A 26,732-nucleotide genomic window follows, 5' to 3' on the forward strand; every position below is an offset into this window, starting at 1 on the left:
CAAGAGACGTCTTTTGAATCTTAAGAGACATTTTTCATAACCCTGAATACGTCTGGTGGGGAAACGGAAGACGTTCTCTTGCAAACCAGGGTTTAGTCGGAAGAAAAAGAAAAGGTGAAACAAAGTTATAATAACAAACGTTCTTAAAATACGGAAAAATGAAGACCAAAATGATATTAAGCATATTTTTTGCCGCGGCTGTTGGAATGGCGTCCTGCAGCGATGAGCGGGAGACGGTTTTTGCACCGGACAATCAGCAGGTGACGCTGTCGGTAACGGAGAAAGACATTGATGCCGGAGCAACATCGTTCACAGTGGATGTGGCGACCAACCGTGAATTTGCCGCTTATGCTACTGTTGACTGGCTGACGGTGACACCAGACGGTTCGGTAAATCAAAACGAGACTCTTACTGTAACGGTGCAGGAAAACACAGATACAGAAGCACGCAGTGGCGAAGTTATAGTATGGTGTGGTGGAACACGCCGTGCAGTCAAGGTCAATCAGGCAGGAGTATCAAATGATACGGAGATTGTTGCTCCGGACGGCTATTCGCTTGTGTGGAATGATGAGTTTGACGGAACTGAACTTAGCAGCGACTGGACCTTTGAAGTGGCCGGTCCGGGTTTCGTGAACAATGAGTTGCAGAGTTATGTAAAGGGTAATGATGTTGCCGAAGTGTCTAATGGAACACTGAAGATAAACCTGTATAAAGATGGCAATGACATCAAGTCGGCACGTATATATGCAAAACGTAATCAGGGCTGGAAGTATGGTTATATCGAGGCAAGCATCAAACTGCCGGAAGGAAAGGGCACATGGCCTGCATTCTGGATGATGCCTGTCAACTTTACAACATGGCCTGGCGATGGTGAGATAGACATAATGGAGTCGGTGGGATATGATCCGAATGTTGTAGTATCGACAATCCATTGCAACAAGTACAACAACGGTGGAACAGCGATAGAGAGTGCCCGTACTTCTGTTGCCACTGCTTATTCGGACTTCCACAAGTATGCTCTTGAATGGACATCCGAGAAAATGGTGTTCTATGTTGACGGACAGCAGTTGCTTACTTATAACAATGACGGCACCGGTAACGACGCCTGGCCTTTCGACGCACCGTTCTATGTTATACTCAATCTTGCATGGGGCGGCTCGTGGGGCGGTCTTCAGGGTGTTGACGAAAGCTGTCTTCCGGCAACAATGGAAGTTGATTATGTGAGAGTTTTTCAAAAATAACATAATAAGCTGAATAATTAAGTTGAAGCCGCTTGCGACCGATAAGCCGCGTGACATAAACTCCGTGGATTGCGGCCGTGGGTGGCTTTTATTCTAAAACTTACGTAAATGCGAAGAATTCTGTCTTTTCTGATGCTTTGTGTGTCTGTCATCACAGTGTCAGCATCCGGACGCTTTGTGCGTGTGGACGGCGAAAACCTGGTCAGACCGGACGGCACCAAGTTGTATATTACCGGAACAAATCTTGGCAACTGGCTTAATCCGGAGGGTTATATGTTCGGTTTCCAGAAAACAAACAGTGGATGGATGATCGATCTTATGTTCAGGCAAATGATAGGTCCGGACGATACGGCAGCCTTCTGGCAGGCATTCAAGGATAATTATATCACCCGTGACGACATCCGTTTCATTGCGTCCACCGGTGCCAACACTATCCGTCTGCCGTTCAATTACAAACTTTTCACCGATGAGGATTATATGGGCCTTTCGTCTGCTCAGGACGGATTTGCCAGAGTGGACAGTCTTATCAACTGGTGCAGGGATTATGGCCTTTATCTGATTCTCGACATGCACGATTGTCCCGGCGGCCAGACCGGCGACAACATAGACAACAGCTATGGCTATCCGTGGCTTTTCGAGAGCGAGGCCAGCCAGCAACTGTTCATCAAGATATGGTGTGACATAGCATCGCGTTACAAGGATGAACCTGTCATTCTCGGATACGAACTGATGAATGAACCGATAGCCCACTTCTTTACAAATAAGGACGAACTTAACAGAAAGCTTGAGCCGTTATACAAACGGACTGTGAAGGCCATACGCGAGATAGACAACAATCATGTGATATTGCTTGGAGGAGCGCAGTGGAACAGTATTTTTACCATGTTTTCCGACAGGAAATTCGATACAAACATCATGTACACATGCCATCGTTACGGCGGTCCTGCCACGGCAGATGCAATAAAGGATTATATCGAATTCCGCGACCGCACGGGCTTGCCGATGTATATGGGAGAACTGGGACATAACACAGACCAGTGGCAGGCCGATTTTGTAAAGGTATTGCGCAATAATAATATAGGTTATACGTTCTGGCCTTATAAGAAGGTTGACAATTCCTGTATGAATGCCATAGTACGTCCGGAGGGATGGGATAGTGTTGTTGTGAAGTTCTCTGAGGCGTCACGCACCACTTTCGAAGACATACGCAAGGCTCGTCCGTCGCAGGATGAGGCACGCCGCATACTCAGACAGTTTATAGAGAATGTCAAGTTTGCAAATTGTCGTCCTCAGAACGCATACATAAAGTCAATCGGTCTGAAGGCCGACTGACCGTATTATACGATGTGGTAATATTGATAAGGAAACAGAAAGACCCGATAAATGAAATATATAATGAACAAAACAATCATGATGGCTGCTTTTGTCGCTTTCACCGCAACGGCAGCCACGGCTCAGTCGCTTCCTGTATATCTTGATGCGACAAAACCGGTTGAGCAACGTGTAGAAGATGCTCTGAAACGTATGACGCTCGATGAAAAGATAGCGGTAATACACGCACAGAGCAAGTTCAGCTCTCCGGGTGTGGCCCGTTTGGGCATTCCTGAGTTTTGGACCGACGACGGTCCTCACGGCGTACGTCCCGATGTGCTTTGGGACGAATGGATGCAGGCAGGACAGACAAACGATTCCTGTGTGGCGTTTCCTGCGCTCACATGTCTCGCTGCCACCTGGAATCCGAAGATGGCAATGGCTTACGGCAAAGCCCTTGGTGAGGAAGCGCTTTATCGTGGCAAGGACATGATTCTCGGTCCTGGTGTGAATATTCTGCGCACCCCTCTCGGTGGACGCAACTTCGAGTACATGGGCGAAGATCCATATCTGGCATCTCGCATGGTAGTACCTTATGTTCAGGGACTTCAGTCCAATGGTGTTGCCGCATGTGTGAAGCATTTTGCGATGAACAACGATGAGGAATACCGCAATCAGGTGAATGTCGTTGTTGACGACCGTGCCCTGTATGAAATATATCTTCCTGCGTTCAAGGCCGCCGTTACCGAAGGTCATGCATGGGGACTCATGGGTGCATACAATCTTTATAAGGACCAGCACAACTGCCATAACAAGTATCTGCTCTGCGACATTCTCAAAGGAGAGTGGGGCTTCGACGGTGTTGTGATTTCGGACTGGGGTGGAACGCATGACACACGCCAGGCTGTCGAGAACGGCCTCGACATGGAATTCGGCACATGGACCGACGGTCTTTCCTTCGGTGCATCCAACGCATACGACAATTATTATCTCGCCCGGCCATATCGCGAAATGATACAGAAGGGTGAATACACGACCAAGGAACTCGACGACAAGGTGCGCCGCGTCCTGCGTCTGTTCTTCCGCACTACAATGAAGACCGACCGCGGCAATGGCTCGATGAACTCCGAAGCCCATTATGCCACAGCCCGTCGTATAGCGGATGAAGGCATTGTGCTTCTCAAGAACGACGGCAATCTGCTGCCGCTCGACACTACGAAGACACTCCGCGTGCTTGTTGTGGGTGAGAATGCCATCAAGATGATGACCGTAGGTGGCGGTAGTTCTTCGCTGAAAGTACAGCGTGAGACTCTCCCGATAGAGGGTATGCGCAACTATCTTGGCAATATGATCAAGGTTGATTATGCCCGCGGTTACGTTGGTGATACCATCGGCGAGTATAATGGAGTCGTTGCCAAGCAGAAACTTTATGAGCCACGCTCTGCCGATGAACTCATTGCCGAGGCGGTGGACAAGGCTAAGAATGCCGACTGCGTGGTATTCTTCGGAGGTCTCAATAAAAGCGATTATCAGGATGCCGAAGGTCACGACCGCAAGGAATACGGGCTGCCATATGGTCAGGACCGTGTGGTTGAGGCTCTGGCCGCTGTCAACAAGAACATCGTGTTCGTAAACATCTCCGGCAATCCGGTGGCTATGCCCTGGCGCAACAAGGTCGAGTCCATCGTACAGGGATGGTTCCTCGGTTCCACTGCCGGCGAGGCTCTGGCCGATGTACTCACAGGCCGTGCCAATCCTTCGGGCAAACTGCCTTACACATGGTGGCAGAAGCTTGACGATGTTGCCGCACACAAGCTGAACAGCTATCCCGGCACATGGCGCGACGACAAGAAAATCATCGACGAAGAATATAAGGAAGGCATATTCGTAGGCTACCGTTGGGCAGACAAGGAAAAAATCAAACCGGTGTTTGCCTTTGGTCACGGCCTAAGCTACACCACCTTCAAGATAGGCAAGGCTACGGCTGACAAAACAAAACTAGCACAGGGCGACAGCATAACATTCACCGTAAGCGTGGAGAATACAGGCACAAGAGCCGGCTCTGAAGTGATACAGCTTTATGTGCGCGACTGCAAATCGTCTCTCGTCCGTCCTTACAAGGAACTCAAGGCTTTCAGTAAAGTGAGTCTGAAGCCCGGCGAGACAAAGGAAGTGAAGCTCACCATCGGCACAGATGCACTGAGTTTCTTCGACGACAAGGCCCATAAATGGACTGCTGAACCCGGCGACTTCGAAGCTTTGATAGGTAACTCTTCCGATAATCTGAAACAGAAAGTGAGATTTGTTTTAATGTAATATTCTGAAGACAGAGACAGACAACGGCGGTTGACTGTCCGCTGTCTTCCTTTTGTTTATTAAAAATATTATAACGATGATATCAGTAAAGAAAACATTGACAGCCATGGTGTCATGTGTGTTTGCGCTGACAGCGACAGCACAGGATGCCGATATGGACAAGTTCGTCAGCGACCTTATGTCGCGTATGACACTTCAGGAGAAGATCGGCCAGCTCAATCTTCAGGTGGCCGGTGACATCACAACAGGACAGGCACAGGACACTCAGGTGGCCGGACTTATCAAGTCCGGAGGCATGGGCGGAGTGTTCAATCTGAAGGGAGTAGACAAAATCAAGGCCCTGCAGAAGGTGGCTGTTGAGCAGAGCCGCCTTGGCATACCGCTTCTTGTCGGCATGGATGTGATCCATGGCTACGAGACCATTTTCCCCATACCGTTCGCACTGTCGTGCAGTTGGGACATGTCAGCCATAGAAGAGGCTGCCCGTATAGCAGCCAAGGAGGCTTCAGCCGATGGCATCAACTGGGTTTTCAGCCCGATGGTCGACATCTGTGTTGACGCACGTTGGGGCCGTGTATCCGAAGGCAACGGCGAAGATCCTTATCTCGGATCGCAGATAGCAAAAGCAATGATACGCGGTTATCAGGGCGATTACAGCAGCAACGCCAACGTGATGGCCTGTCTGAAACATTTCGCTCTTTACGGTGCCGTTGAGTCGGGTCTTGATTACAACACCGTCGATATGAGCCGTCTGCGTATGTTCAATCAGTATTTCCCGCCATACAAAGCTGCTGTTGAGGCCGGTGCGGGCAGTATCATGTCGTCGTTCAACGTTGTTGACGGCATCCCGGCCACAGCCAACAAGTGGCTGCTCGACGATGTGTTGCGCAATCTGTGGAAGTTCGACGGCTTCGTAGCCACCGACTACGGTTCGATAGGCGAGATGATCACCCACGGTGTGGGCGGCGACCTCAAGCGGGCCTCTGCCCTTGCGCTCAATGCAGGCACCGACATGGATATGTGCTCCATGGGATTCATCGGCACATTGGAACAGTCTGTCAAGGATGGCACCGTGAGCGAGGAAGCCATCAACACCGCCTGCCGCAGAGTGCTCGAGGCAAAATACAAGCTCGGACTTTTTGCCGATCCATACAAGTACTGCGACACCAAGCGCCGCAAACGCGACATATTCACTGCCGACAACCGCGCCGCCGCACGCCGCATAGCCGCCGAGACCTTTGTGCTGCTGAAGAATCAGGACAACCTCCTGCCGCTGAAACGTGAGGGCAAGATAGCCCTTATCGGTCCGTTGGCCAACACCCGTGCCAACATGGCCGGCACATGGTGCGTGGCTTATACGCCCGACAAATACTCTACACTCAAGGAAGGTTTTGAGCGCGCGCTCAAAGGCAAGGCCGAACTTCTCTATGCTCAGGGCTGCAATCTCATGGCCGATTCTTTGCGCCAGCGTGCCGCTGAGTTCGGCAAGACCATTGAGCGTGGCGACGATGCAGCCCTCAAGGCCGAGGCGCTTGCCGTGGCTGCCCGTGCCGACGTCATTGTCTGCGCCATGGGCGAGAGTGCCGACATGTCCGGAGAGTGTGCCAGCCGTTCCGACCTCCGGTTGCCCGACGTGCAGCGCGAACTGCTTGCCGAGCTTGTGAAACTCGGTAAGCCCGTTGTGATGCTCAACTTCTCCGGACGTCCTACAGTGCTCACATGGGAACAGGACAATGTAGATGCCATTCTCAACGTGTGGTTCGGAGGCAGCGAGACAGCCGACGCCGTATGCGACGTACTGTTCGGCGATGTAGCCCCGAGCGGACGTCTCAGCATGACTTTCCCGCGTGCCACAGGTCAGCTGCCCATGTACTACAATCATATGAACACAGGCCGTCCTGTTCCGGAAGGCACAAAGGATTTCCGCAAGTACGCCACCAACTGGCTCGACAACGTCAACGATCCGCTCTATCCGTTCGGTTACGGTCTTACTTATACAACCTTCAGCTATGGCAAACCCGTTGTCACAGGTTCAGGCCGCAACTTCAAGGCCTCTGTAACAGTGACCAACACCGGTTCGCGCGACGCTTATGAAGTGGTGCAGCTCTACATGCGCGATCCTGTAGCTTCTGTAGTACGTCCTGTCAAGGAGCTCAAAGGCTTCAGCCGCGTGATGCTCAAGGCAGGCGAGAGCAAGGAAGTTGTTCTCGACATTACGGAGAAAGAACTTTCATATTACAACGCCGAGGGACGTCAGGTGTTCGAACCTGGCAAGTTCGACATAATGCTCGGCCACGACAGCCGTTCGCTCCAGAGCGTAAGTATCACGGCAGAGTGATGTCGGAGAGTGTTTCCTGAGACTTAAATATACAATACCGTCTTCCGTCTTATGTCAGCAATGTCTTTCATAAGGCGGAAGATTTTTTATATGATAACGGCCCGGTCGGTAAGCCCGGCAGACATTGGCTGCAATCAAGAACGAGGTGTCAATCCCGTATAGGCGTTGTTATCTTCTGCCGGAAGAGAAGCCAAATGGCGTAGTTACAGATTTTCAGTAGCCTGTGGTTTTCACACCCGAGTTTTCAGTTCTACCCCAAAAAATAAGAGAGAATTTGCGGGCAGACTCTCCTTCGGACGTAAATACGCGAGAAATTTTAGTCTTGTGCAATGTATTGAATATCAGTGGCTTGTGTTAAGAATAGATTTTCCGACAGTGCGAAATGCACCATTTCGGCACGTGATATTGCCCATATCAGGGCCTGAAACACACAATATCACACCCTGATACGGGCGAAACCAGAGGCTGATATGGGCATTATCGGAATGCAATATGGATTATAGGGGATTATGAAACAAAGTATGCCGTAAGGCAATAAAGCCGGAACGGGCCTTTCAGATGTTGTATTTAACATTTCTTTACACCTCTTTCGCGATTTTATTTTGTCAAAAAAAAGTCAAGAAAAACTGTAAGTACGTCGTCCGGGTTTTCTTTAAAAACGCCGATATTGCGGGTGGGGGAGACATTCGAGACACGGCGCCTTTCTGTGAGGATTCATCGGTTGTGACAACGTGTATTTATTGTTACTTGTATGGATGCGCCGCTGTTGTTCATGACGTTACGCACTGTCCGTGTTTTTTTCTTCATACGGTGATGCTCCATTAATAAAACAATCTCCACAGAATTTCCACGGAGTCGAAAAAACCACGTGTCCGTCTTTTGTCATTTCATGATATTGTTTTATCTTTGCAATATTGTGATTTAAAGCCTTTTGTTCCATTTGTGACTTGATAATGATATGAGAATCCTTATCTTATTGCTGTTGTTGTCGGCTCCGTTCGGACATGCTGCGGCATCCACCCGCGCCGATTCGCTTTACAGCTGCCTTGATGATGCTATTGCCAATTCGGACAGATATGTGTCCAAACGTGAGAACTACATACGTCATGCCCGCAACATGTACGCCACAGCAGGTGCTGCGGCACGCTATTCCATAGCTCTCGAACTCTTCAACGAATACCGGGCCTATATGAGCGATTCGGCTCTTCTCTGGCTCGATCGTGCCGAGGCCATAGCCCGCAGAAACGGAGACCGTGCGGGAGAGAACCGCTGCCGTGTGCTCAAGGCTTACCAGTGTTCCTCGACGGGCATGTACACCGAGGCCGCCGACATACTGGCTACAGTAAGCAAAGCGGAACTCGATGCTGCCGGACTTGTGGATTACTACAAGTCGTGCAACCATTTGTATGGCGAACTTGCATACTACAGCAAGGTGGATAATCTCAGAAAGAAATATTCAGCCATGTCGCGTCTTTATGCCGATTCGCTCATTGCCATTGCTCCTGCCGACAGCGATATACGTCTGCAACTACTCGAGACAAGGGCCTATGGCGAAGGCGACTACGCCAAGGCTTTGCGTTATAACGACCGTCGCATGAAACTGGCGGCCAAAGATTCTCACAGAATGGCCATCGTGGCTTTCTATCGTTTTCTCGACTACAAGATGCTCGGCGACACGGAGCAGTGGACATACTGGCTCGCCATGTCGGCGCTCAACGATGTGCGCAACGCCGTGATGGACCAGGGAGCGTTGTGGGAACTGGCCAATGCCATGTACACCATGGGCGACATCAAGCGTTCTTACCGCTACATAAACTTCGCTTCCGACTGTGCCGCCCGGTTCGGTACACGTCTCCGCTATCAGCAGATAACGCCCGTCATGCAGGTGGTGGACAAAATGTATCAGATGCGTGGCAAGCGCGAGAATACTTATCTCAAGACAGTCATTGCCGTGTCTGTTGTGTTCCTTCTCATAGTGCTTGCATTCCTTTTCTATCTCACACGCCAGCGCCGCAGACTCACCCGGACACAGACTGAGCTGAGCCGTAAGAACGAACAGCTCACTGCGCTCAACGCAGAGATGAAGCAGACGCTCAAGAATCTCGACACTCTCAACCGCCGTCTTGTGGCTACCGGCGACCATCTCAACGAGGCTGTGGCAAGTCTCGACGAAAGCAACCGTGTGAAAGAGAAATATATCGGCCTGTTCCTCCGTCAGTGTTCGTCTTACATCGACCGCATGGATGCTATGCGCCGCGACATGTTTGTCATGATAAAGGCAAAGCGTTACGCCGATCTTTACAGCGTTGTGAAGAATCATAACTTCCGCGACCGCGAGCGTGCCGAGCTTTTCGAGATATTCGACTCCACGTTCATACGTCTTTTCCCTACATTTGTCGATGAGTTCAACATGCTGTTGCGTCCTGAATGTCGCATTGTTTTGACCGACCAGGCAAAGCTCACCACCGGTATACGTATCTTTGCTCTCATACGTCTAGGCATCGACGACAGCTCCAAGATTGCCGAGTTCCTGCATTTCTCGGTCAATACTATATATAACTATCGTGCCAAGATAAAGAACGGAGCGGCCATAAGCCGCGACGAGTTCGAGGATTATGTCAAAGCGATAGGGCTGCCCAAGGACTGACGGGCGGACGGTTGCGGAGGCATTACTCATACATAATGTTCCCGTTTGTCGTTAAGTATTGCAGCCGGTCATGCTCCGTTGTGCGCCCGGTTGATATGACGACAGCCTGTGACATCATCTGCCACAGGCTGTCGCTGTTTTTATATTGCCGCGTCCGCTCCGTTGTGTGTTGTTTCAGGAGCGGCTTTTCCGGCTTTCTATGTATGCTTTACGCTCTTGCGACCGAATATGCGGTCCACTATCAGCGCCACCGCTCCGTCGCCCGTCACGTTGCATGCCGTGCCGAAACTGTCCATGGCTATGTACAGCGCAATCATCAGCGCCTGGTCCTGTTCGCCGAATCCCAGTACCGATGCCAGCGGTGCCAGTGCCGCCATTATGGAGCCTCCGGGCACTCCCGGTGCGGCCACCATCATGACAGACAGCAGCATCACGAATCCCGTGAAGAGCATAGCGTCGTGCGGCATGCCCTTTATGATGCATATGGTCAGCGCGCAGGCCGTTATCTTCATCACCGATCCCGACATGTGTATTGTGGCGCAGAGCGGCACTGTGAAGCCAGCCACGTCGTTGCTCACGCCGTTCATCTCTGTCTGACGCAGCGTAACAGGTATCGTGGCTGCCGACGACGATGTGCCCAAAGCCGTGAAGTAGGCCGGCAACATGCGCCACAGCAGCTTCAGAGGATTGCGCCGCGTCACTGCTCCTGCCACGCAGAACTGGTATAGTAGTATGACAATGTGGAGCACGAATATCACTACTATTATCTTGGCAAACACGCTCATTATGGAGTAAGCCTCGCCGTTGGCTGTCATGTTGAGGAATATACCGAAGATGTATGGCGGCAACAGCGGTATGATGGCCTTGCTTATCACCTTGCCGGTGATGTCCATCACCTCGTCGGCCCCCTTTTTCAGCACCTCCGCTTTGCCGTAGGCTATGCCCAGACCCATTATGAACGAAAGCACGAGAGCGCTCATAACGTCGAGTATGGGCGGTATCTTGATGGTGAAATACGGTTCGATAGCCTTGCCGGCGCCGCCCGATGCCGCCATCGACAGTCCCTCGGTCATGCCCGGGAACAGTGCACTGCCCGTGCCGTAGGCCAGCATGCCGCACATCACTGTGTCGGCGTAGGCTATCGCTACCGTTACGAGCAGCATCTTGCCTGCTGTCTTACCGATGCCTGCTATGGCCGGAGTGACGAGCCCGACGATGATTATCGGTATGAGAAAACCAAGAAACTGGCTGAATATGGCGTTGAATGTGACGAACGGCCTTATCCACGGTTCCGTCATCACGTTGCCCAGGACTACACCCAGGACAATGGCTATGATTATGCGGGGCAGCAGCCCGAATCGTATTTTTTTCATGTGTGTAAGGTTTTGTTTTAAACAATACAGGCAGGCTCGCAGTCTGTATGCGGGCTTGCCTGTGTCTCTCCGGCCGTCAGACGGTTATGGTGCCGTCAGGCCGTTTGTATGTCGGTTCTTTCGTTTGCCGGATGTTCAGGCTCTGTCTTCCTTCAGTCTCTCAGCCATGTCGCGGCCCAGTTGTTCGCATGCCGCTGTTGTCTCGGCGTTGAGGCTCTGGCAGATGTCCACCGGAGTGCCCACCGGTTCGAAGTGCAGATGGTGCTCGTTCCAGTCGTTTATCTTGGATACGGCCTTGCTTGCCCATCCATGGCTGCCGAACCATCCCAGATAATGGTTCTTTATGTCGCGTCCGGCCAGCTCGGAGAGCAGCACGTCCATCTCATGATAGAGGCCCGTGTTGTAGGTCGGTGCGCCCACGATGAGTCCGCGGTAACGGAACACGTCGGCTATGATATACGAGTGGTGTGTCTTCGATACATTGTGCATCACGATGTTCTTTATTCCTGCCTCGCTCGCTGCGTTGGCTATTACTTCGGCCGCACGTTCGGTGTTGCCGTACATGGTGCCGTAGCATACCACGATGCCCTCGTCTGTATCGTATCTGCTCATGCGGTCGTACATTCCTGTAACCTTGCCGATATGCTCATGCCATACAGGTCCGTGGGTGGAGCAGATGTACTTTATGTCGACGCCGGCCAGTTTTTTCATTGCGTTCTGCACGGGTATTCCGTACTTACCAACGATGTTGCTGTAGTAGCGCACCATCTCCGGCCAGAAGCCGTCGCAGTTGATCTGAGCATCTATCACTCCGCCGTTGAGTGCTCCGAAACATCCGAAGGCGTCGCCTGCGAACAGCACGCCGGCTGTAGTGTCGAGCGTCATCATTGTCTCGGGCCAGTGAACCATAGGTGTGAGAACGAACTTCAGCGTGTGGCTTCCGAGGCTGAGAGTCTCGCCGTTCTTTATCTCCATCGTGTTGCTGTCTATGCCGTAGAAACCCTTCATCATGCCGAAGGTCTTCTTGTTGCCTATCACCTGCACGTCAGGATAGTATTGTCTGAGCAGTGCGAGCGAGCCGCTGTGGTCGGGTTCCATGTGGTTCACCACGAGATAGTCCACCTTGCGGTCGCCTATCACGGCGCGTATGTTCTCGATGAATTGGCTGAAAAAGCCCACCTCAACGGTGTCTATGAGGCACACTTTTTCGTCGTTGATGAGATAAGAGTTGTAGGAAACTCCGGCGGGCAGCGGCCACAGACCTTCGAAAAGGTGCTTGTTGCGGTCGTTCACGCCTACATAGTAGATGTTGTCTGTAATCAGTTTCATGTACGTATTTTTGTTTTTATGTTATTGTCCGTTGTTGTTTTGTTCCAGTTCTTGCCTCATGTGCATGCCGAACTCCCGGCTTATGTTGTTGCCCGTATGGGTGCAGCAGTCGGCGGCGAACGCTGCGGCACATTCCGCTATCCGCTCCCAGCATATTTTGTCGGGACGAGTAGAGAGGTCGTCGCGACTTATTCCGTGGCGTATGAGGGCATATATCATGCCTGCGTTGTAGTTGTCGCCGGCTCCTATTGTGCTCACTGCCTCCACCTGTCTCACGCCGACTGTCATCGGCGCTGCGGCGCCTGTGAATATCTGTACGGGGCGTTCGCCGTCGGTGCACACCAGTATGCGGCAGTGTCCGGATATGTGGTTGCGGTATGCCTCGGCCGCATCGGCAGTACCGAATACCGTCATGAGGTCCTCGGTGCTGGCGCGCACTATGTCGGCACGGCGCATGTTTTCCGTCATGTTCTGTATCACATCGGGCAGGTCGGCCTTGTGTGCAGGTCGGAAATTCATGTCATATACCACCATCGCTCCGGCCCGCCGTGCCTCGTCGAGCAGCGGAACTGTCATGTGACGTGTGGCAGGACTCACCGCATGGAACGAGCTTAACATCAGTATGTCGCCTTCGTCCATCGGTTGCGGACGGCCGTTGTATGGCAGCGGACGGCTGTCACGATAGAATGTATAGGATGCGTTGTTGTGTGAGTCGAGTACAGCCAGCGACACGGTAGACCTCATTTCTCCAGCCGTTTCCACTGCCGTCACGTCCACGCCTTCGGCTGCGAGAAAGTTCCGCATGCGCTGTCCGGCGTAGTCGTTGCCTGTGGCCGACACGAAAGCCGTACTGATGCCGGCCCGTGCGAGCGACACTATGGTGTTGAGTGCCGAGCCTCCCGGCACTGCGTCGACAGGTGTGTCGTTCTTGAAAACAATGTCAAGTGCCATCTCACCTGTTGCCGTTACCCTGCGTCTTTTGTCTTTTTCTGTCATCACTTCTGTGTGTTAAGCTGTCTGCACCATGTCTGTCCGGCATTCAGTCTTGCCGACTTGTGTGGTTCCCGAGTGCAGCTATATCTTATGCAAAGATATTGCCAGCGAGTGGAAAGAAAACTTGTTTTCAATTTCCCGAGTGCAGCTATATCTTATGCAAAGATAAAAATAAAAAACGACAGTTATGCAAATAACTGTCATGTTATGTTTTCGCTTTTATCTAAAAAAGCATTCTGCGTAGGCCGTAGTGACGGCGATTAAGCCTGTATAGGATCGTGTTTGCATTAACATTTTTAACGTCCGCAGTGTCCGAATTTAACATTCTGCGATCCGGTCCGGCCGTGAGTTTGAGACGACGGAGAACGATGAAATGGACCATTTTGTGCTTATGGCTCTTCGGCTTGCAGATTATTTCACTGTCGTTTTCTGATTGTTGCTTTGCGATTTTGCCTTTTCTGCGTTGTGGTATTGTCTTTATTGCATGCTGATTTGGTCTTTTTCGAGCGGTGAAATAGTCCATATCAGGGTGTAATAAAGCCCTTTTTGCAAAGCGGTGGGAGGACGGGTGGCAAACTTAATGTACTGGTATAATCTGTGTTCTTTGTTTATTTTGTTGATAATCAAGAGGTTATGGCTGTATGGACGAAAAGCGGACGTGTGGCGTTATTTTTTAAGAAAAATGACGACGGAGCGGAGCCGCTCGGTTTTAAATGTTAAAACGACCACCTGTATGGCGGCCGTTTATGTTCGAGAGAGCAATTATAACTCTTGTGTTTTCATTTTATTATGAGCGTTGTCATGAGCTCCGGGGCGAATGTCTCCTGCGCCACATGTTGTATCATCTGCGGTGTCACCGCGTCGATGTTGCTGTAGAGCCGTGCCACGTCCTTCTCCCATCCGTAGTGCAGGAAGCTCTTGGCGAAGTCGATGGCGAAACTTTCGCGACTGTCGCATGCCACACCTATCTGTCCCTTTATCTGTTTTTTGGCGGCGCGCAGCTGCTTGTCGCTCAACGGAGTCTCCATCATGCGGTCGAGTTCGCGCCTTACGAGTCGCATGCAACGGTCCACCTGGCGCGGATCACATCCGAAGTAGGCGGCCCACACACCCGTGTCGGAGTAGCTCGCCATTGAGCTTTCCACAGTGTAGACAAGCGCGTGTCGCTCGCGCAGAGTCAGGTTGAGGCGCGCCGTCATGCCCGGTCCGCCCATTATGTTGTTGAGCAGATAGAGAGCCATACGGCGCTGGTCGTGTATGTCGTAGGCACGGTTTCCGGTCATCACGTGTGCCAGATGTGTGTCCATGTTCATCGTCCTTTGCGACGGAACGTATTGTGGCAACGGCCGGCGGCGCATGTCGTCGGTGGCGGGAAGAGGCGAACCTGAGGCTGGAGTGTCGTGTCCGGCGCGTGCGAGAGCCTTGACCAGACGGGTGAAATCAATGTCGCCGTAGGCAAAGAATATGGCGTTGTCGGGGCGGTAGAGGCGCGAGGTGAAGCGCTGGGCGTCGGCAGTGGTGTATGTTCGCAGGCGTTCGGCCTGTCCCAGAATGTTGTGACCGAGCGGGTGACCGCTGAAAACCATATTCTCGAATTCATCGTATATCAGTTCGGCGGGCGAGTCGTTGTAGCTTTCTATTTCCTCGCAGATGACCTCCACTTCCTTGTCTATCTCGTTCTGCGGATATGTGCTGTGGAACACTATGTCGGTGAGCAGATCGACGGCACGCGTTATGTGGTCGCGCAGAACGGCGGCATGATACACCGTGTCCTCCTTTCCGGTGAAGGCGTTGAGGTCGCCGCCCACGCTCTCCAGGCTGTTAAGGATGTGCCATGCACGGCGCCGTTCTGTTCCTTTGAAGGTGATGTGCTCGCAGAAATGGGCCATTCCTTCCTCTCCCGGCGTCTCGTCGCGGGTGCCGGCGTTGATGGCGTAACCGCAGTAAACCACCGGCGAGGCCGACGGCAGATGTATCACGCGCAGCCCGTCGGCCATTGTATGTGTGTTGTATTTCATTTCGTGTCCTTGTGTTGTTATAGTCCTGAATATGCTGCAAAATTACTTATTTTAGTCCATACAGTGTCGTTTTCGGCAATAATTCCTTACTTTTGCAATCATATATTGATGATAAACACAAACCTTTTGATTATAACACATGGACATTAGAAAGATAGTTGCCGTCGTGGCGGCACTCTTCGTATGGTGCACGGACGTGACGGCACAGCAGCCTGCGGAGGTTGACGGATATCCGTTGTCCAACTTCGCACTGACGGTGAACGCCTCGCAGGACGGAGGTTTCTTCGGACAGATAATGCGCAATCCCGGCCGTATAGGCGAGTGGTTGCAGGATAAGGGCGATGTGGAGTTCTTTGTAGAGAAGGACGGAAGGCGCCACAGTTTCTCGGAATTCAGGAAAAAGACGGTGGACCGTGCCTTTCCGTTTGTCCGTAACACCTATCACGGGTCACCACTCACTAAGACATCGTTTGCCGTTACGGCCTTCTGTCCGCTGGCAGTGAACGATGCGCGCACGTCGGCCCTGCCGCTGTTGATGGTCGAGATGGAGTGTACCAACACGCGCAGGACGGCTGAGACGTTCGATATTGTGGCTGTTCCGGCAGAAGGTATTGCACAGGGCATGTCTGCGGTCAAGGGCAACGGTTATTCGGGTGCGGGCGACGGAAAGTGTGTGGAGTTGACTGCTGATGTTCCAACCTCGTGGGATGGCGGTGCACTTCGCATGCACCTGAACCTTGGAGCGAAAGAGAAACGCACAGTGAGAATACTGCTGGCGTTTCACGACAATGAATGGGTGAGCGCGCTTGACTATGCTTCGCCTGACATACTTACGGCCTATGGCCGCGCTGTATGGCCGGTTTTGAAAGACAAGACCGAAGGTTTCAGCCGTGCAATTCCTGTCACCGGCGACGATGAACTCGACAGTTTTCTGCGTTGGTACATGGTGTCGGGTGTGTCGCTCACCAAATGGACGCGCAACGATGAGGTGGTAACTATGGGCTATCGTGAGCTGAACCAGCGCGACAGTTACTGGACTTCGTGGCTCCATCTCGTGATGTTCAAGGACTTGGAACGCCGTATGATAGAGGAAAGCATCGCATGGCAGCAGCCGTCGGGCAAGATTCCTACGACCATACTTCCGCTGATAGAGCGAAACGATGATCTCGACATCAACGCTTTCTTCATACTCCGCGTGGCGCGTTTCTGGCAGATGTATCATGAGCAGCAGAACCTTCAGAAGTACTGGCCGGCACTGAAAAAGGCGATGGAATGGCTCATTTTGCGCGATAAGGAGCACGTAGGCTTGCCCATGCAGGTGTCGTTCTGGGGCGACTGGAAGGACGTCGGCGGTGTGGAAGGCCGCAAGTATTCGCCCTTCAGTTGTCTTGTCTATATGGCTGCGTTGAAGAAAATGGAACTCATGGCGGAGGCGTGCGGCGACAGTAAAGCCGCCTGTGAATATGCCGGAGCTTACGACAGGGCCTTCAGACGTGTGAATATGGACGTGAAGGACGGCGGACTCTGGAACGGCGAATATTATTGTCAGATATGGCGCGACGGCAGTGTGAACGACCGTTTGCTGCAGGATCAGACCATAGGCATACTGTTCGGTGTGGTGCCCGACGACCGCGCCGCTAAAATTTTCGGGGCTTTGAATGAGCGGAGTCTAACGCCGTATGGTGTGGCGGAGACTTTTCCGTATTACGATGAAAGCTTCGGTTATCCGCCTGCTACCTATCACAACGGTGCCGTGTGGCCGTGGGTGAGCTTCATGGACTGCTGGGCGAGAGTGAGGATGGGCCGCAGGGATGAGGCTGTGGAGTTGGTGAAACGTGTCGGAAGAGCCGATCTTGTCGATTCGGGCGACTGGTCGCCCAACGAGCATATCAACAGTCTGACGGGCGAGAACCTCGGTTTTCACATTCAGGGCTGGAATGCCGGACTCTTCGGGCTGGTGTATTTCGGATTGGTGAACACCGGTGTCATCGATTGATAAACGCACAGGGCGGACATCCTCAAGGTGTCCGCCTTCTTGTTTTGTATGCATCCGGATGTCACGCTGGTCTGCTGATAGTGGCGCGTGATGTGTTGATTATCAGCTTTTTTTCTTATCTTTGCATCGGTGGTTTCATCTTTTTTGTGTTGCCGGCCGCATTTTCCTCATTTTACAATATGACGAGCAGAAGACTTATATACGTGTGCCTGGCACTCATTTTTCATTTTTCAGTGCTCCTTGCCGCATCGGGCGGGCAGGGCGCAAGCGGGACACCGGACGAGCTGAAGGAGGCCAAGGCCTATCTGCGCAAGAGCGATTACAACAGTGCTTTGTCCAAACTGCTCCAGTATATACAGAAAGAGGAACATTCGAAAAACTTCGACACTCTCAATCTTATGAATGCCTACTACGACGTGGGAGGCGTATATTCCGTCTATTCCAACTTCGCACAGGCTCTCGACGTGTATGAGAAAGGTTATCGTCTCAGTACGCAGTCGGGCAATGCGGGTATGCAGTTCAAGTTCCTTAACAACATGATAGGAGCCGGATGCAACATAGGCAATGTGGAGTATGCCTCACGTCTTAACGAGAAAGTGAAGGTGCTGAAAGGTGTTCCGCGTGGACGGCTGTTGTTCTATTATTATTTCAATAAGGGATTTATTGCCGGAATACGCGATGAAATGGGCGAAAAAACACGCTGGATGAACGAAGCTGTGGCTGTGGTGGACAAATACGGACTGCCGGGAGAGATGAAAATATATCCTTATTCGGAGGTTTATCAGTGCTATGAGAAGCAGGGCGACCTGACGAAAGCGCTCGAAGTGTTGCAGAAGTACGACTCACTGGCACAGTTGAAGAACGAAGCCTATCTCTACGCCGACTGCTACAAAGGCATGATGCGTGTCTATACAAAACTGGGAAATAAGGAGAAAGCACTGTTCTATCAGAACGAATTTTTCAGATATACAGACTCTTTGCTCAACGTGAATGAGTTCTCGCAGATAAAGAACCGTTATCAGATACACGAGAAGAAACTCGATCGCCAGACCATAGACAATCAGAAACGGACGATATTCTATCAGAATGCGGCGCTCGTTCTGCTGCTGCTCGTAGTGGCGGTGGCATGCACCGCGGTGGTCATGGTGTGGCGTCAACGTCGCAAACTGCATGTGGCTTATGTGGCGTTGTTTGAGCGTAACAGGGAACTTCTCGAAATAGAAAGCCGCTATCGCGATATCGTCGATAGGCAGAAAGCGCGCATCGACGAGACAGATAACGCCGACGAACGCCAGGATAAGAGTGTGGCACCGGTGCCCAACAGCGAAGAACTGCTGCAGCGCATCGACGCTGTGATGGAGGATGAGAACGCTTTCTGCAGTCCGGATTTCAGCCTGGCCGTGCTTGCAAGGCTTTCGGAGTCGAACACCAATTATGTATCTCAGGTGATAAATTCTACATATAACAAGAATTTCAGGACTTTCCTGAACGAGCGTCGCATCAAAGTGGCGATGAAACGTATGATGGACACCGGCCGCTATGGGGCATACAGCATGCAGGGTATAGCCGAAAGCGTGGGTTACAAATCGGCTTCAAACTTTATTGCAGCGTTCAAGAAAGTAACAGGAATGACGCCGTCATTATATCAGAAAATGCTCAGAAACTGAGCGTTCTGATTTTTAATTTATGAATTAGAAAACATTGTTTTGTGACTTTTTGTTAGTTTTTGCGCCTTTTTTCTATTTTTGTAAGCGTGAAAACCAAATAAAAATGTCATTATGAGAAAACTTACTCTTGCTGTTTTATTATTGTTGCCGGGGCTGTTGTCTTTTGCCGGAGACATCACGCAGCCGCAGGCTCTGAAAATCGCACAGTCGTTTCTCCGCGACAATGTGACGTCGATGAAGTCACAGCAGAAAGGCGGAAGCGATGCGTTGAAGCTGGTATATACAGCCGATGATACGAAAGGACGCAGCTGCGTCTATGTTTTCAATGCAGGCCAGGACGGCGGATTTATTCTTGTTTCGGCCGAAGACAGAGCCACGCAGGTGCTGGGCTACAGCGACATGGGCAGTTTCGACTACGACCGTATGTCGCCGGAGATGCGCAACTGGATGGCTGGTTACGTGGACGAGATAACTTATATAAGAGACAACAATGTGGAGTTCGCACAGGAAAACCGTGCAAACGACGGCAAGAGAGTGGCGCCGCTGCTTGGAAACATCATGTGGGACCAGAGCGCGCCTTATAATAATATGTGTCCTAATTATGACATAAGTTCCAGATGTGCGACGGGATGTGTCGCTACGGCAATGGCACAGGTGATGTACTATCACCGCTGGCCGGAGGTTGGAAAAGGTTCTTACACCTATGCGCCGGCCATACTTGGCGGTCGCACTCTGACCGCCGACTTCGGTTCTACATATTATGCCTGGGATGATATGCTGCCTATGTACGACAGTAACAGCAGCGAAGCCAGCTGCGATGCCGTGGCTGAACTGATGCTTCATTGCGGCATTTCGGTGAGCATGAACTATTCTTCCTCAAGTGGAGCTGGAAGTGATGTCATACCTTACGCACTGTTCAATTATTTTGATTACGACAAGGGTGTGGCCTACCGACAGCGCGATAACTACAGCAGTGAGGAATGGCAGCAGATCATCGAGAACGAGATTGACAACGGACGTCCCGTGATTGCCACCGGCCGTTCGTCTGCCGGCGGACACGCATTCGTGTTCGATGGATACGATGAAAACGGTTTTGTACACGTCAATTGGGGCTGGAGCGGCATGAGCAACGGCTATTTTCGCACGTCAGCTCTCAATCCGCCGTTGCAGGGAACGGGCGGTTCTGAAGGCGGATACAACTACGACCAGCAGATAATAACCGGTATCCAGCCTCCGCAGAGCGGCACTTACGAAGATGTAGAGCTTGTTTCTACCGAAGGACTTGTGCCTGCACAGAAAACCATAGCCAACGGAGGAAGCACCGATATTTCTCTCCGTGGAATGATATACAATGCCGGATGGAAGACTTCGAAGTTTGAATATGCCATGCTTCTGACCGATGCACAGGACAAAACTGTGGAAGTTTATCTCACAGACATAGCTTATGAACTTGAGAAGGATTACGGTTTCTACGGTCCGATGACAGCAAACGTCAAGTTCGGAAAGCTTGCCGACGGTGAATACAAGCTCTATCCTGTTTGTCGCCAGTATGGTTCTGACGGAGCGTGGAGCCGCATCCGCGACGAATATGTGGGCTATCCCAACTATCTGAATGTCAGTGTAAGCGGTGAAGAGATAACCTTCATTTATCCCGATTATTTCGATCTGAACATCGATGAAATGGACGTTCCTGCAGAAATATATGCCGGAGTGCCGTCGTGCACAAGGGCCACTGTAGTGAACGGAGGCGACGTAAACTACCTCGGCGAGGTGATGGTGACCATCTACGACAAGAACACCCTGCGTCCGGTAGCGTCCGGCTCTAAGTACAAGATTGACCTTGCTCCGGGAGCAAGTGTTGATGTTGAGTTCTTCGACACATTCAATTTGCCGGCCGGCGACTATATGCTCACCGTGACGGACGATGACAACCGCCTCATAAGTACCATGCGCGAGGTAAGCGTTGAGAACGCTCCTGCCGAGACGGCTGTACTCACTCCGGCTGCCAAACTCTCGTTTGCCGACAACGCCAACGTCGATGCCAGTTCAATGAACATCACTGCCAGCCTGAAGTGCGAGCAGGGAGTGTTCGGCGGATACGTTTACCTTTACATATTCAACGAGAGCGGAGCTGTTATCCGCGGATGCCTCGAGCCGCAATATCTGATGCTGAAGAGCGGCGAGACAGCCGACGTGACATTCAGCGGAGCGTTCGAGAACGGCGTACCGGGAACAGTATATCTGGCTGCGCTGCTGGCTTACAACGGAACATCTTACGGCTATCTCAATCCGATAGAAAATTCAACCTGTTACTTCATGTTGGCTCCTGAGACCACAGGAATAGACAATGCCGTTACCGATGAAATGGACGGAAAAGTGAAGATATACGACATGAACGGACGCCTCCGTCCCGAGACAAGCACAGAAATGCTGCCAAAGGGCATGTACATAGTGAAACAAGGAGAGCGCACACGCAAGATAGTGAAATGACAATATAAGTACGAACAAAACAAAACCGATATATGAACAAGAAACGTTTTATTGATATCGCCGTGGCAGCAGTGTTCTTCATGAACGCTGCCACCGCCGGCGCACAGACAACGGAGCAGTCGCCTCTCACGGCGCGCAAGCCGGGCCCGATGGCTGTCACACCCATAGGCGACGCAGCCGTAAAGGGCAACACTGTCACAAGAATACTCAAGTCTGGCGCCAGAAAGAAGGCCGCAGATGTTTCTGCATTTGAAGGCCGTAAGCTCTACTGCGCACTGATAAACAGCACAGACTGGGCATCCTCTTCTATAACAGACGTGCCTTACGGCGTATACTCGTTCAGTATAGGCGATGAAATGGCTATGAATCCGCACTGCACATCCTTCATATACGACTTCCTCGCAGGTGCTTTCGGCCGCAACACGTTTGTCGGTATAGCTCCGATGAGCATCATGGGTGTGCTGAACGGTGCACGCTATGTCACGATAGACACCGACAACTGGAACGAACTCAAGTGTGTGCTTTACGGAACGGAAAACAAAGGCTATTCGCTTCTGTCTTCCTCGATGGCTTACAATCCGATAGACAACAGGACATATTCGCTCCAGTACAACGACGAAATGTCCGGTATGGACTGGTGCATATACAATGAGGATTACGATGAAATGGACAAAATCGCTGCTTTCCGCGGCAAATACAATGTCCTGACGCTTGCTGCCGTGCCTAGCGGAGACATGTATTTCATCAACTGGCTGGGCGATCTGTACCGCATAGACAAGAAGACGGCACGCCCGACACTCGTGGGCAGCACCGGCATAATGCCTGTTATGTACTCGCAGTCGATGATATACGACGGCCGTACAGGACTCTTCATCTGGGCCGCACAGACTGAAACGGGAAGCGAACTCTACGCAGTCAATCCTGAGACAGCCGAGGCAGGACTCATCGGAAAGTTCACCAAGAACGAGCAGATCGTAGCACTGAAGGTGGACGAGAATGCAGCCAAGGACGGTGCACCGGCCATGGCAGAGGGCCTCGATCTTGTGTTTGATGCTGACGGAAGCCTTGGCGGAAAGATAGAATTCACCGTTCCGACCCTTACTTACGACGGAGCGGCTCTCGGCGATGCCGTGCTCAACGTGTGGCTCGACGGCGAGAATCTCAAGGGCGTGAGTGTGATGCCGGGCGAAAAGGTGTCGATACCTGTGACACTGACCGAAGGCAACCACTATGTGGCCGTGAACATGAGCAACGGAGCAGGCTATTCGCCGCTTGCATCGACAAGAAAATATGCAGGATATGACATCCCTGTGCAGGTGGGCGACCTCAATTTCGAATACGACGCCGAAGGCAAGCAGAACATCGTGAGCTGGAGTGCACCGGCTGCCGGAGTGAACGGCGGATATCTGGACAAGGCAAACCTCAGCTACACAGTGGTGAGAATGCCAGACAGTGTGACTGTGGCCGACAACTACACACAGACCACCTTCATCGAAAACACGCCGGAGGCTATGCACAACTATTCCTATCGCGTGTATGCAAACAACAACGGCAAGCGCAGCGAATACGTGGAGTCGGACAAACTGATATGCGGCAACGCCTTCACGGCACCTTATTCCCAGTCGTTTGCAGATGCGTCGGTGTTCAACGAATATTTCACAGTGGTTGACGCAAACAATGACGGCAACACATGGAGAGCCGGATTCAACAGCGACGTTCGCATCGATATCAATGCCAACAGTTATCCTAAGGGTGACGACTGGCTCATAACTCCGGCCATCTCTCTTGAGGCAGGTATGAAATACCGCTATACTATCAACATGAAGACATTCACCTTAGGATATCCCGAGTCGTTCGAAGTTTATGTCGGAACAGATCCCGACGACCTCTCCACTTTCCGTAAGGTGGCCGAGGAGGAAGCCTTCGAACTGTATGTGGAATTCGGCGATTACAACGCATATTTCGTCAACGAGACAGCCGGAAAATACTATGTGGCACTGAGATATACGGGTGACAGTTCGAAGAAGGCATCCATGATGATGCTCAAGAAAGTATCGTTGAGCGCAGTGGGCGCATCAAAGGCTCCTGCCGCTGTAGGCTCACTCGAGGTTACGCCCGGTGAGGACGACGCCATGACAGCCACCGTCAGCTTCGACGCTCCGACTGCAAATCTGGAGGAAACACCTATAAACACGCTTTCCAAGATCAGCATATACAGAAACAAGGAGACGGAGCCTGTGCACGTGTTTGATGCGCCTGCAGTGGGCGGACACCTCACATGGACCGACAACAAGGTGACAGCTGTGGGCATGAATACCTACACCGTTGTTCCCGAAAACGAATATGGCACGGGCGAGGCAGCAGCCGACTCAGCCTTTGTGGGTGTATATACCGCACCTTATCTTGAAACATTCGACACCAAAGGTGCCGCAGATCTTTACAAGACAACGCTCGAAGGTATCGACCTTGAGTCAAATCCGTTCTACGGCTGGCAGTACGATACCAACAACAAGCTGATGAAATTCTCGGCCTTCGTACAGGAAACACCGGTTGAGGCTTGGATTTACACACCGATGATAAGACTCGACGCCGATGCAGTATACGAACTTTCGCTCGGTGTTAGCACGGCAGTCTATTCGGAGACAGTCACAAACAAGGTGTATATGGGCACTGCTACTGAACCGGAAGCACAGAAAGTATTCGTAGGCGACCTGCCCAAGAACACTGCCTACAAGATGACTAACGTAGCCTACAACGTCATAACCGACGAGGGTGGCAAATACAGTTTCGGTATCAACTCAAAGGGTACAAGTCAGTATGATTTCCTCGACACGCAGCTCGACGACGTGAAACTGACCTATCTGAAGTCGGCCTTCTCGCCATACGCATTTACCGATTACGTTTCGAAAGCGGCCGAAGACGGCAGCCTGAAAGCCGAGATGACGTTCAAGGCACCGGCCGTTGACTATCACGGCAACGCGTTGAAGGAGAACATCAAGATTGAGATATTCCGCGGACAAAGCCCGACTCCGGTCTACACACAGACCGACGTGGTGCCGGGTGCAGCCATGACATGGACCGACACACAGCCGCTCCACGGACAGAACACCTACATGCTTGTGGCATCCAACGACTACGGACGCAGCGAAGTGTTGCTCGACACTCTCTTCGTAGGCCGCGACGCACCATCGTCCGTGACCGGTCTGACCGTCAAGGGCAGCTCCGACAACATGAACGCCATACTTGCCTGGGCAGCTCCTTCGGCAGGAGTGAACGGCGGAGTGGTGGTAGACGATGAACTGCAGTACCGCATTTACAGCTACAATCCTGACGAACTTACATATACTCTGATTGCCGACAACGTGAAAGGCAATACCTACACCATCGAACCCGAACCGTTAAGCAGCCAGCGTCTGTTATATTATGCTGTGGCTCCGTTTACCAACGAAGGCATAGGACAGCCGGTTGTCGGTTCGGTGGTGCTCGGTCCGCTCTACACATTGCCTTACAAGGAGTCGTTCGCCAACAGCGAGGCAGAAACCACACCGTGGCAGATCATCTCGACATACACTGGTGGTTTCACATGGGGCGTCACCAATCCTGACGGCACATACAACCAGGCTGCGCCTCAGGACGAGGACGGTGGATGTGCCTACATGTACAACGGAAGCATGTACGAGCAGTATGCCGGTGCCGGATTCGTATCGCCTAAGGTTGCTCTCGACGGCCAGGACAACGTGCTGACGTTCTGGGTTTACAACATTGCGACAGCCTATCCGAACAACAAACCTTCGCTCTTCGTGTTCCTGCGTGGCGACGACGGCGAGTATGTTGAGGCCGCAAACTACATTGTGGGTGGCGACACCGAGGACGGATGGCAGAAATATGAGGTGTCGCTCGACGCTGTGAAGAACTGCAGTCACATGAGCTACGCATTCTACGCATACACCGGTGGAGGCAACGATGTGATATATCTTGACAACATCAGAATTGAGAAGAACACGTCGACCGGTATCGGTGGCGTTACTGAACAGGCGAAGACAGTGGAGAGTGTAAGATGGTATACGCTCGACGGACGCGAACTCAACGCTCCGGTGAAGGGTGTAAACATCAAGACGGAGACCTACACCGACGGCACAAGCCGCAGCGTCAAAGTGGTGAGACGGTAGTTTCTTGATATATATAGTTGATATGTTAAATTTGGGAGCTGTGGCGGCCGATGTGTGCCGCCACAGTTTTTTTGTGCTGCGCAGCCCCGTTGTGCATACCGTTTCCGACGGCTCCGCCGGCAGTTTTTCAGGTGGTGAAACTGTATATTTACCCATTTCATCGGTAAAAAATCTTGATATGGCAAATTCTTAAACCAACATTCGGAGAGCGTCGGAAGCGTTTTTGCGGCATTGTTTCGTGGCTTCTGTATGCCGTTTCCCGGACCGGTAGAAGTTCGGCCGGGATGGGTTCCAATAAAAGGCTGTGGCTTTCATACCGGACCGGCATTATTTCCTTCAGTTGAAAGAAAAGCTATCGGGGCAGTTACAATTTTTCAGTAGCCTGCGATTTTTCCGTCCGGGTTTTCAGTTCTACCCCAAAAAATAAGAGAGTATTTGCGCGCGGACTTTCCTTCGGACGCAAATACGCGAAAAATAAGAGTTTTTCTCAAGACCTTGTATATCAATAGCTTACATCCGGAAACGATTTTTTCGTCACACGAAATGCACCGTTTCAGCACGTGATATGGACCGTATCATGGTCTGATATGCACAATATCACACCCTGATATAGACAAAACCGGAGGCTGATATGGGCATTATCGGAACGCAAGACGGATTATACGCTATTCCGAAACAGGATATACGTCAAAGCCGTTCGGACTGAAATGGGCTTTATAATATCATATTTAACATTTCCTTACATCTCTTTTGCGATTTTATTTTGTCAAAAAAAAGTCAAGAAAAATTGTAAGTCCGCCACTCGGGTTTTCTTTAAAAGTGCCTATATCAGGTGTGATAGATA

General features: G+C 51.5%; 14 protein-coding genes. 10 read left to right on the forward strand and 4 right to left on the reverse strand.

The window, feature by feature from the left end; genetic code table 11:
* Nucleotides 1-158 precede the first annotated feature (158 nt).
* From WKT13_RS02430 to WKT13_RS02450, 5 genes are all read left to right on the forward strand, one after another.
* Nucleotides 159-1,241, forward strand: coding sequence for a family 16 glycosylhydrolase (locus WKT13_RS02430; RefSeq protein WP_340322668.1), 1,083 nt, complete (start codon nt 159-161; stop codon nt 1,239-1,241).
* A 132-nt stretch (nt 1,242-1,373) separates the two neighbouring features.
* A complete protein-coding gene (locus WKT13_RS02435) occupies nt 1,374-2,573 on the forward strand; it encodes a glycoside hydrolase family 5 protein (protein ID WP_340322761.1) in 1,200 nt (399 codons plus the stop codon).
* A gap of 63 nt (nt 2,574-2,636) precedes the next feature.
* Nucleotides 2,637-4,868, forward strand: coding sequence for a glycoside hydrolase family 3 C-terminal domain-containing protein (locus WKT13_RS02440; RefSeq protein WP_340322669.1), 2,232 nt, complete (start codon nt 2,637-2,639; stop codon nt 4,866-4,868).
* Nucleotides 4,869-4,944: 76 nt separating this feature from the next.
* Nucleotides 4,945-7,206: a beta-glucosidase BglX gene (gene bglX / locus WKT13_RS02445; RefSeq protein WP_445323550.1), complete on the forward strand. Its 2,262-nt coding sequence runs from the start codon at nt 4,945-4,947 to the stop codon at nt 7,204-7,206.
* A gap of 958 nt (nt 7,207-8,164) precedes the next feature.
* The gene (locus WKT13_RS02450; RefSeq protein ID WP_340322670.1) at nt 8,165-9,853 is read left to right on the forward strand and encodes a DUF6377 domain-containing protein; all 1,689 of its coding nucleotides are present in this window, start codon (nt 8,165-8,167) and stop codon (nt 9,851-9,853) included.
* 197 nt (nt 9,854-10,050) lie between these two features.
* On the opposite strand, the gene WKT13_RS02455 is transcribed toward WKT13_RS02450, so the two are convergent.
* The 4 genes from WKT13_RS02455 to WKT13_RS02470 all read right to left on the reverse strand — a co-directional run bounded on the left by WKT13_RS02455 (nt 10,051) and on the right by WKT13_RS02470 (nt 15,566).
* Entirely contained in the window at nt 10,051-11,226 is a 1,176-nt protein-coding gene (locus WKT13_RS02455; RefSeq protein ID WP_340322671.1) for a dicarboxylate/amino acid:cation symporter, read from the reverse strand.
* 135 nt (nt 11,227-11,361) lie between these two features.
* The gene (locus WKT13_RS02460; RefSeq protein ID WP_298618885.1) at nt 11,362-12,555 is read right to left on the reverse strand and encodes an FprA family A-type flavoprotein; all 1,194 of its coding nucleotides are present in this window, start codon (nt 12,553-12,555) and stop codon (nt 11,362-11,364) included.
* A gap of 21 nt (nt 12,556-12,576) precedes the next feature.
* Nucleotides 12,577-13,551: a carbohydrate kinase family protein gene (locus tag WKT13_RS02465; RefSeq protein WP_340322672.1), complete on the reverse strand. Its 975-nt coding sequence runs from the start codon at nt 13,549-13,551 to the stop codon at nt 12,577-12,579.
* Between the two features lie 776 nt (nt 13,552-14,327).
* Entirely contained in the window at nt 14,328-15,566 is a 1,239-nt protein-coding gene (locus WKT13_RS02470; RefSeq protein ID WP_340322673.1) for a M16 family metallopeptidase, read from the reverse strand.
* Nucleotides 15,567-15,705: 139 nt separating this feature from the next.
* Between WKT13_RS02470 and WKT13_RS02475 the strand changes: the two genes are divergently transcribed.
* From WKT13_RS02475 to WKT13_RS02495, 5 genes are all read left to right on the forward strand, one after another.
* The gene (locus WKT13_RS02475) at nt 15,706-17,562 is read left to right on the forward strand and encodes a GH116 family glycosyl hydrolase (protein ID WP_340322674.1); all 1,857 of its coding nucleotides are present in this window, start codon (nt 15,706-15,708) and stop codon (nt 17,560-17,562) included.
* Nucleotides 17,563-17,741: 179 nt separating this feature from the next.
* On the forward strand, nt 17,742-19,229 hold the full coding sequence (locus tag WKT13_RS02480) for a helix-turn-helix domain-containing protein (protein ID WP_340322675.1): 1,488 nt from the start codon (nt 17,742-17,744) through the stop codon (nt 19,227-19,229).
* A 111-nt stretch (nt 19,230-19,340) separates the two neighbouring features.
* Complete coding sequence (locus tag WKT13_RS02485) at nt 19,341-21,719, forward strand: thiol protease/hemagglutinin PrtT (RefSeq protein WP_340322676.1); 2,379 nt, start codon at nt 19,341-19,343, stop codon at nt 21,717-21,719.
* A gap of 32 nt (nt 21,720-21,751) precedes the next feature.
* Entirely contained in the window at nt 21,752-25,888 is a 4,137-nt protein-coding gene (locus WKT13_RS02490; protein ID WP_340322677.1) for a choice-of-anchor J domain-containing protein, read from the forward strand.
* Between the two features lie 22 nt (nt 25,889-25,910).
* A complete protein-coding gene (locus WKT13_RS02495) occupies nt 25,911-26,081 on the forward strand; it encodes a hypothetical protein (protein WP_340322678.1) in 171 nt (56 codons plus the stop codon).
* The last annotated feature ends 651 nt before the right edge of the window (nt 26,082-26,732 follow it).

It is taken from the genome of Prevotella sp. HCN-7019 (assembly GCF_037890215.1).
In the GTDB taxonomy this organism is placed as follows: Bacteria; Bacteroidota; Bacteroidia; order Bacteroidales; family Bacteroidaceae; genus Prevotella.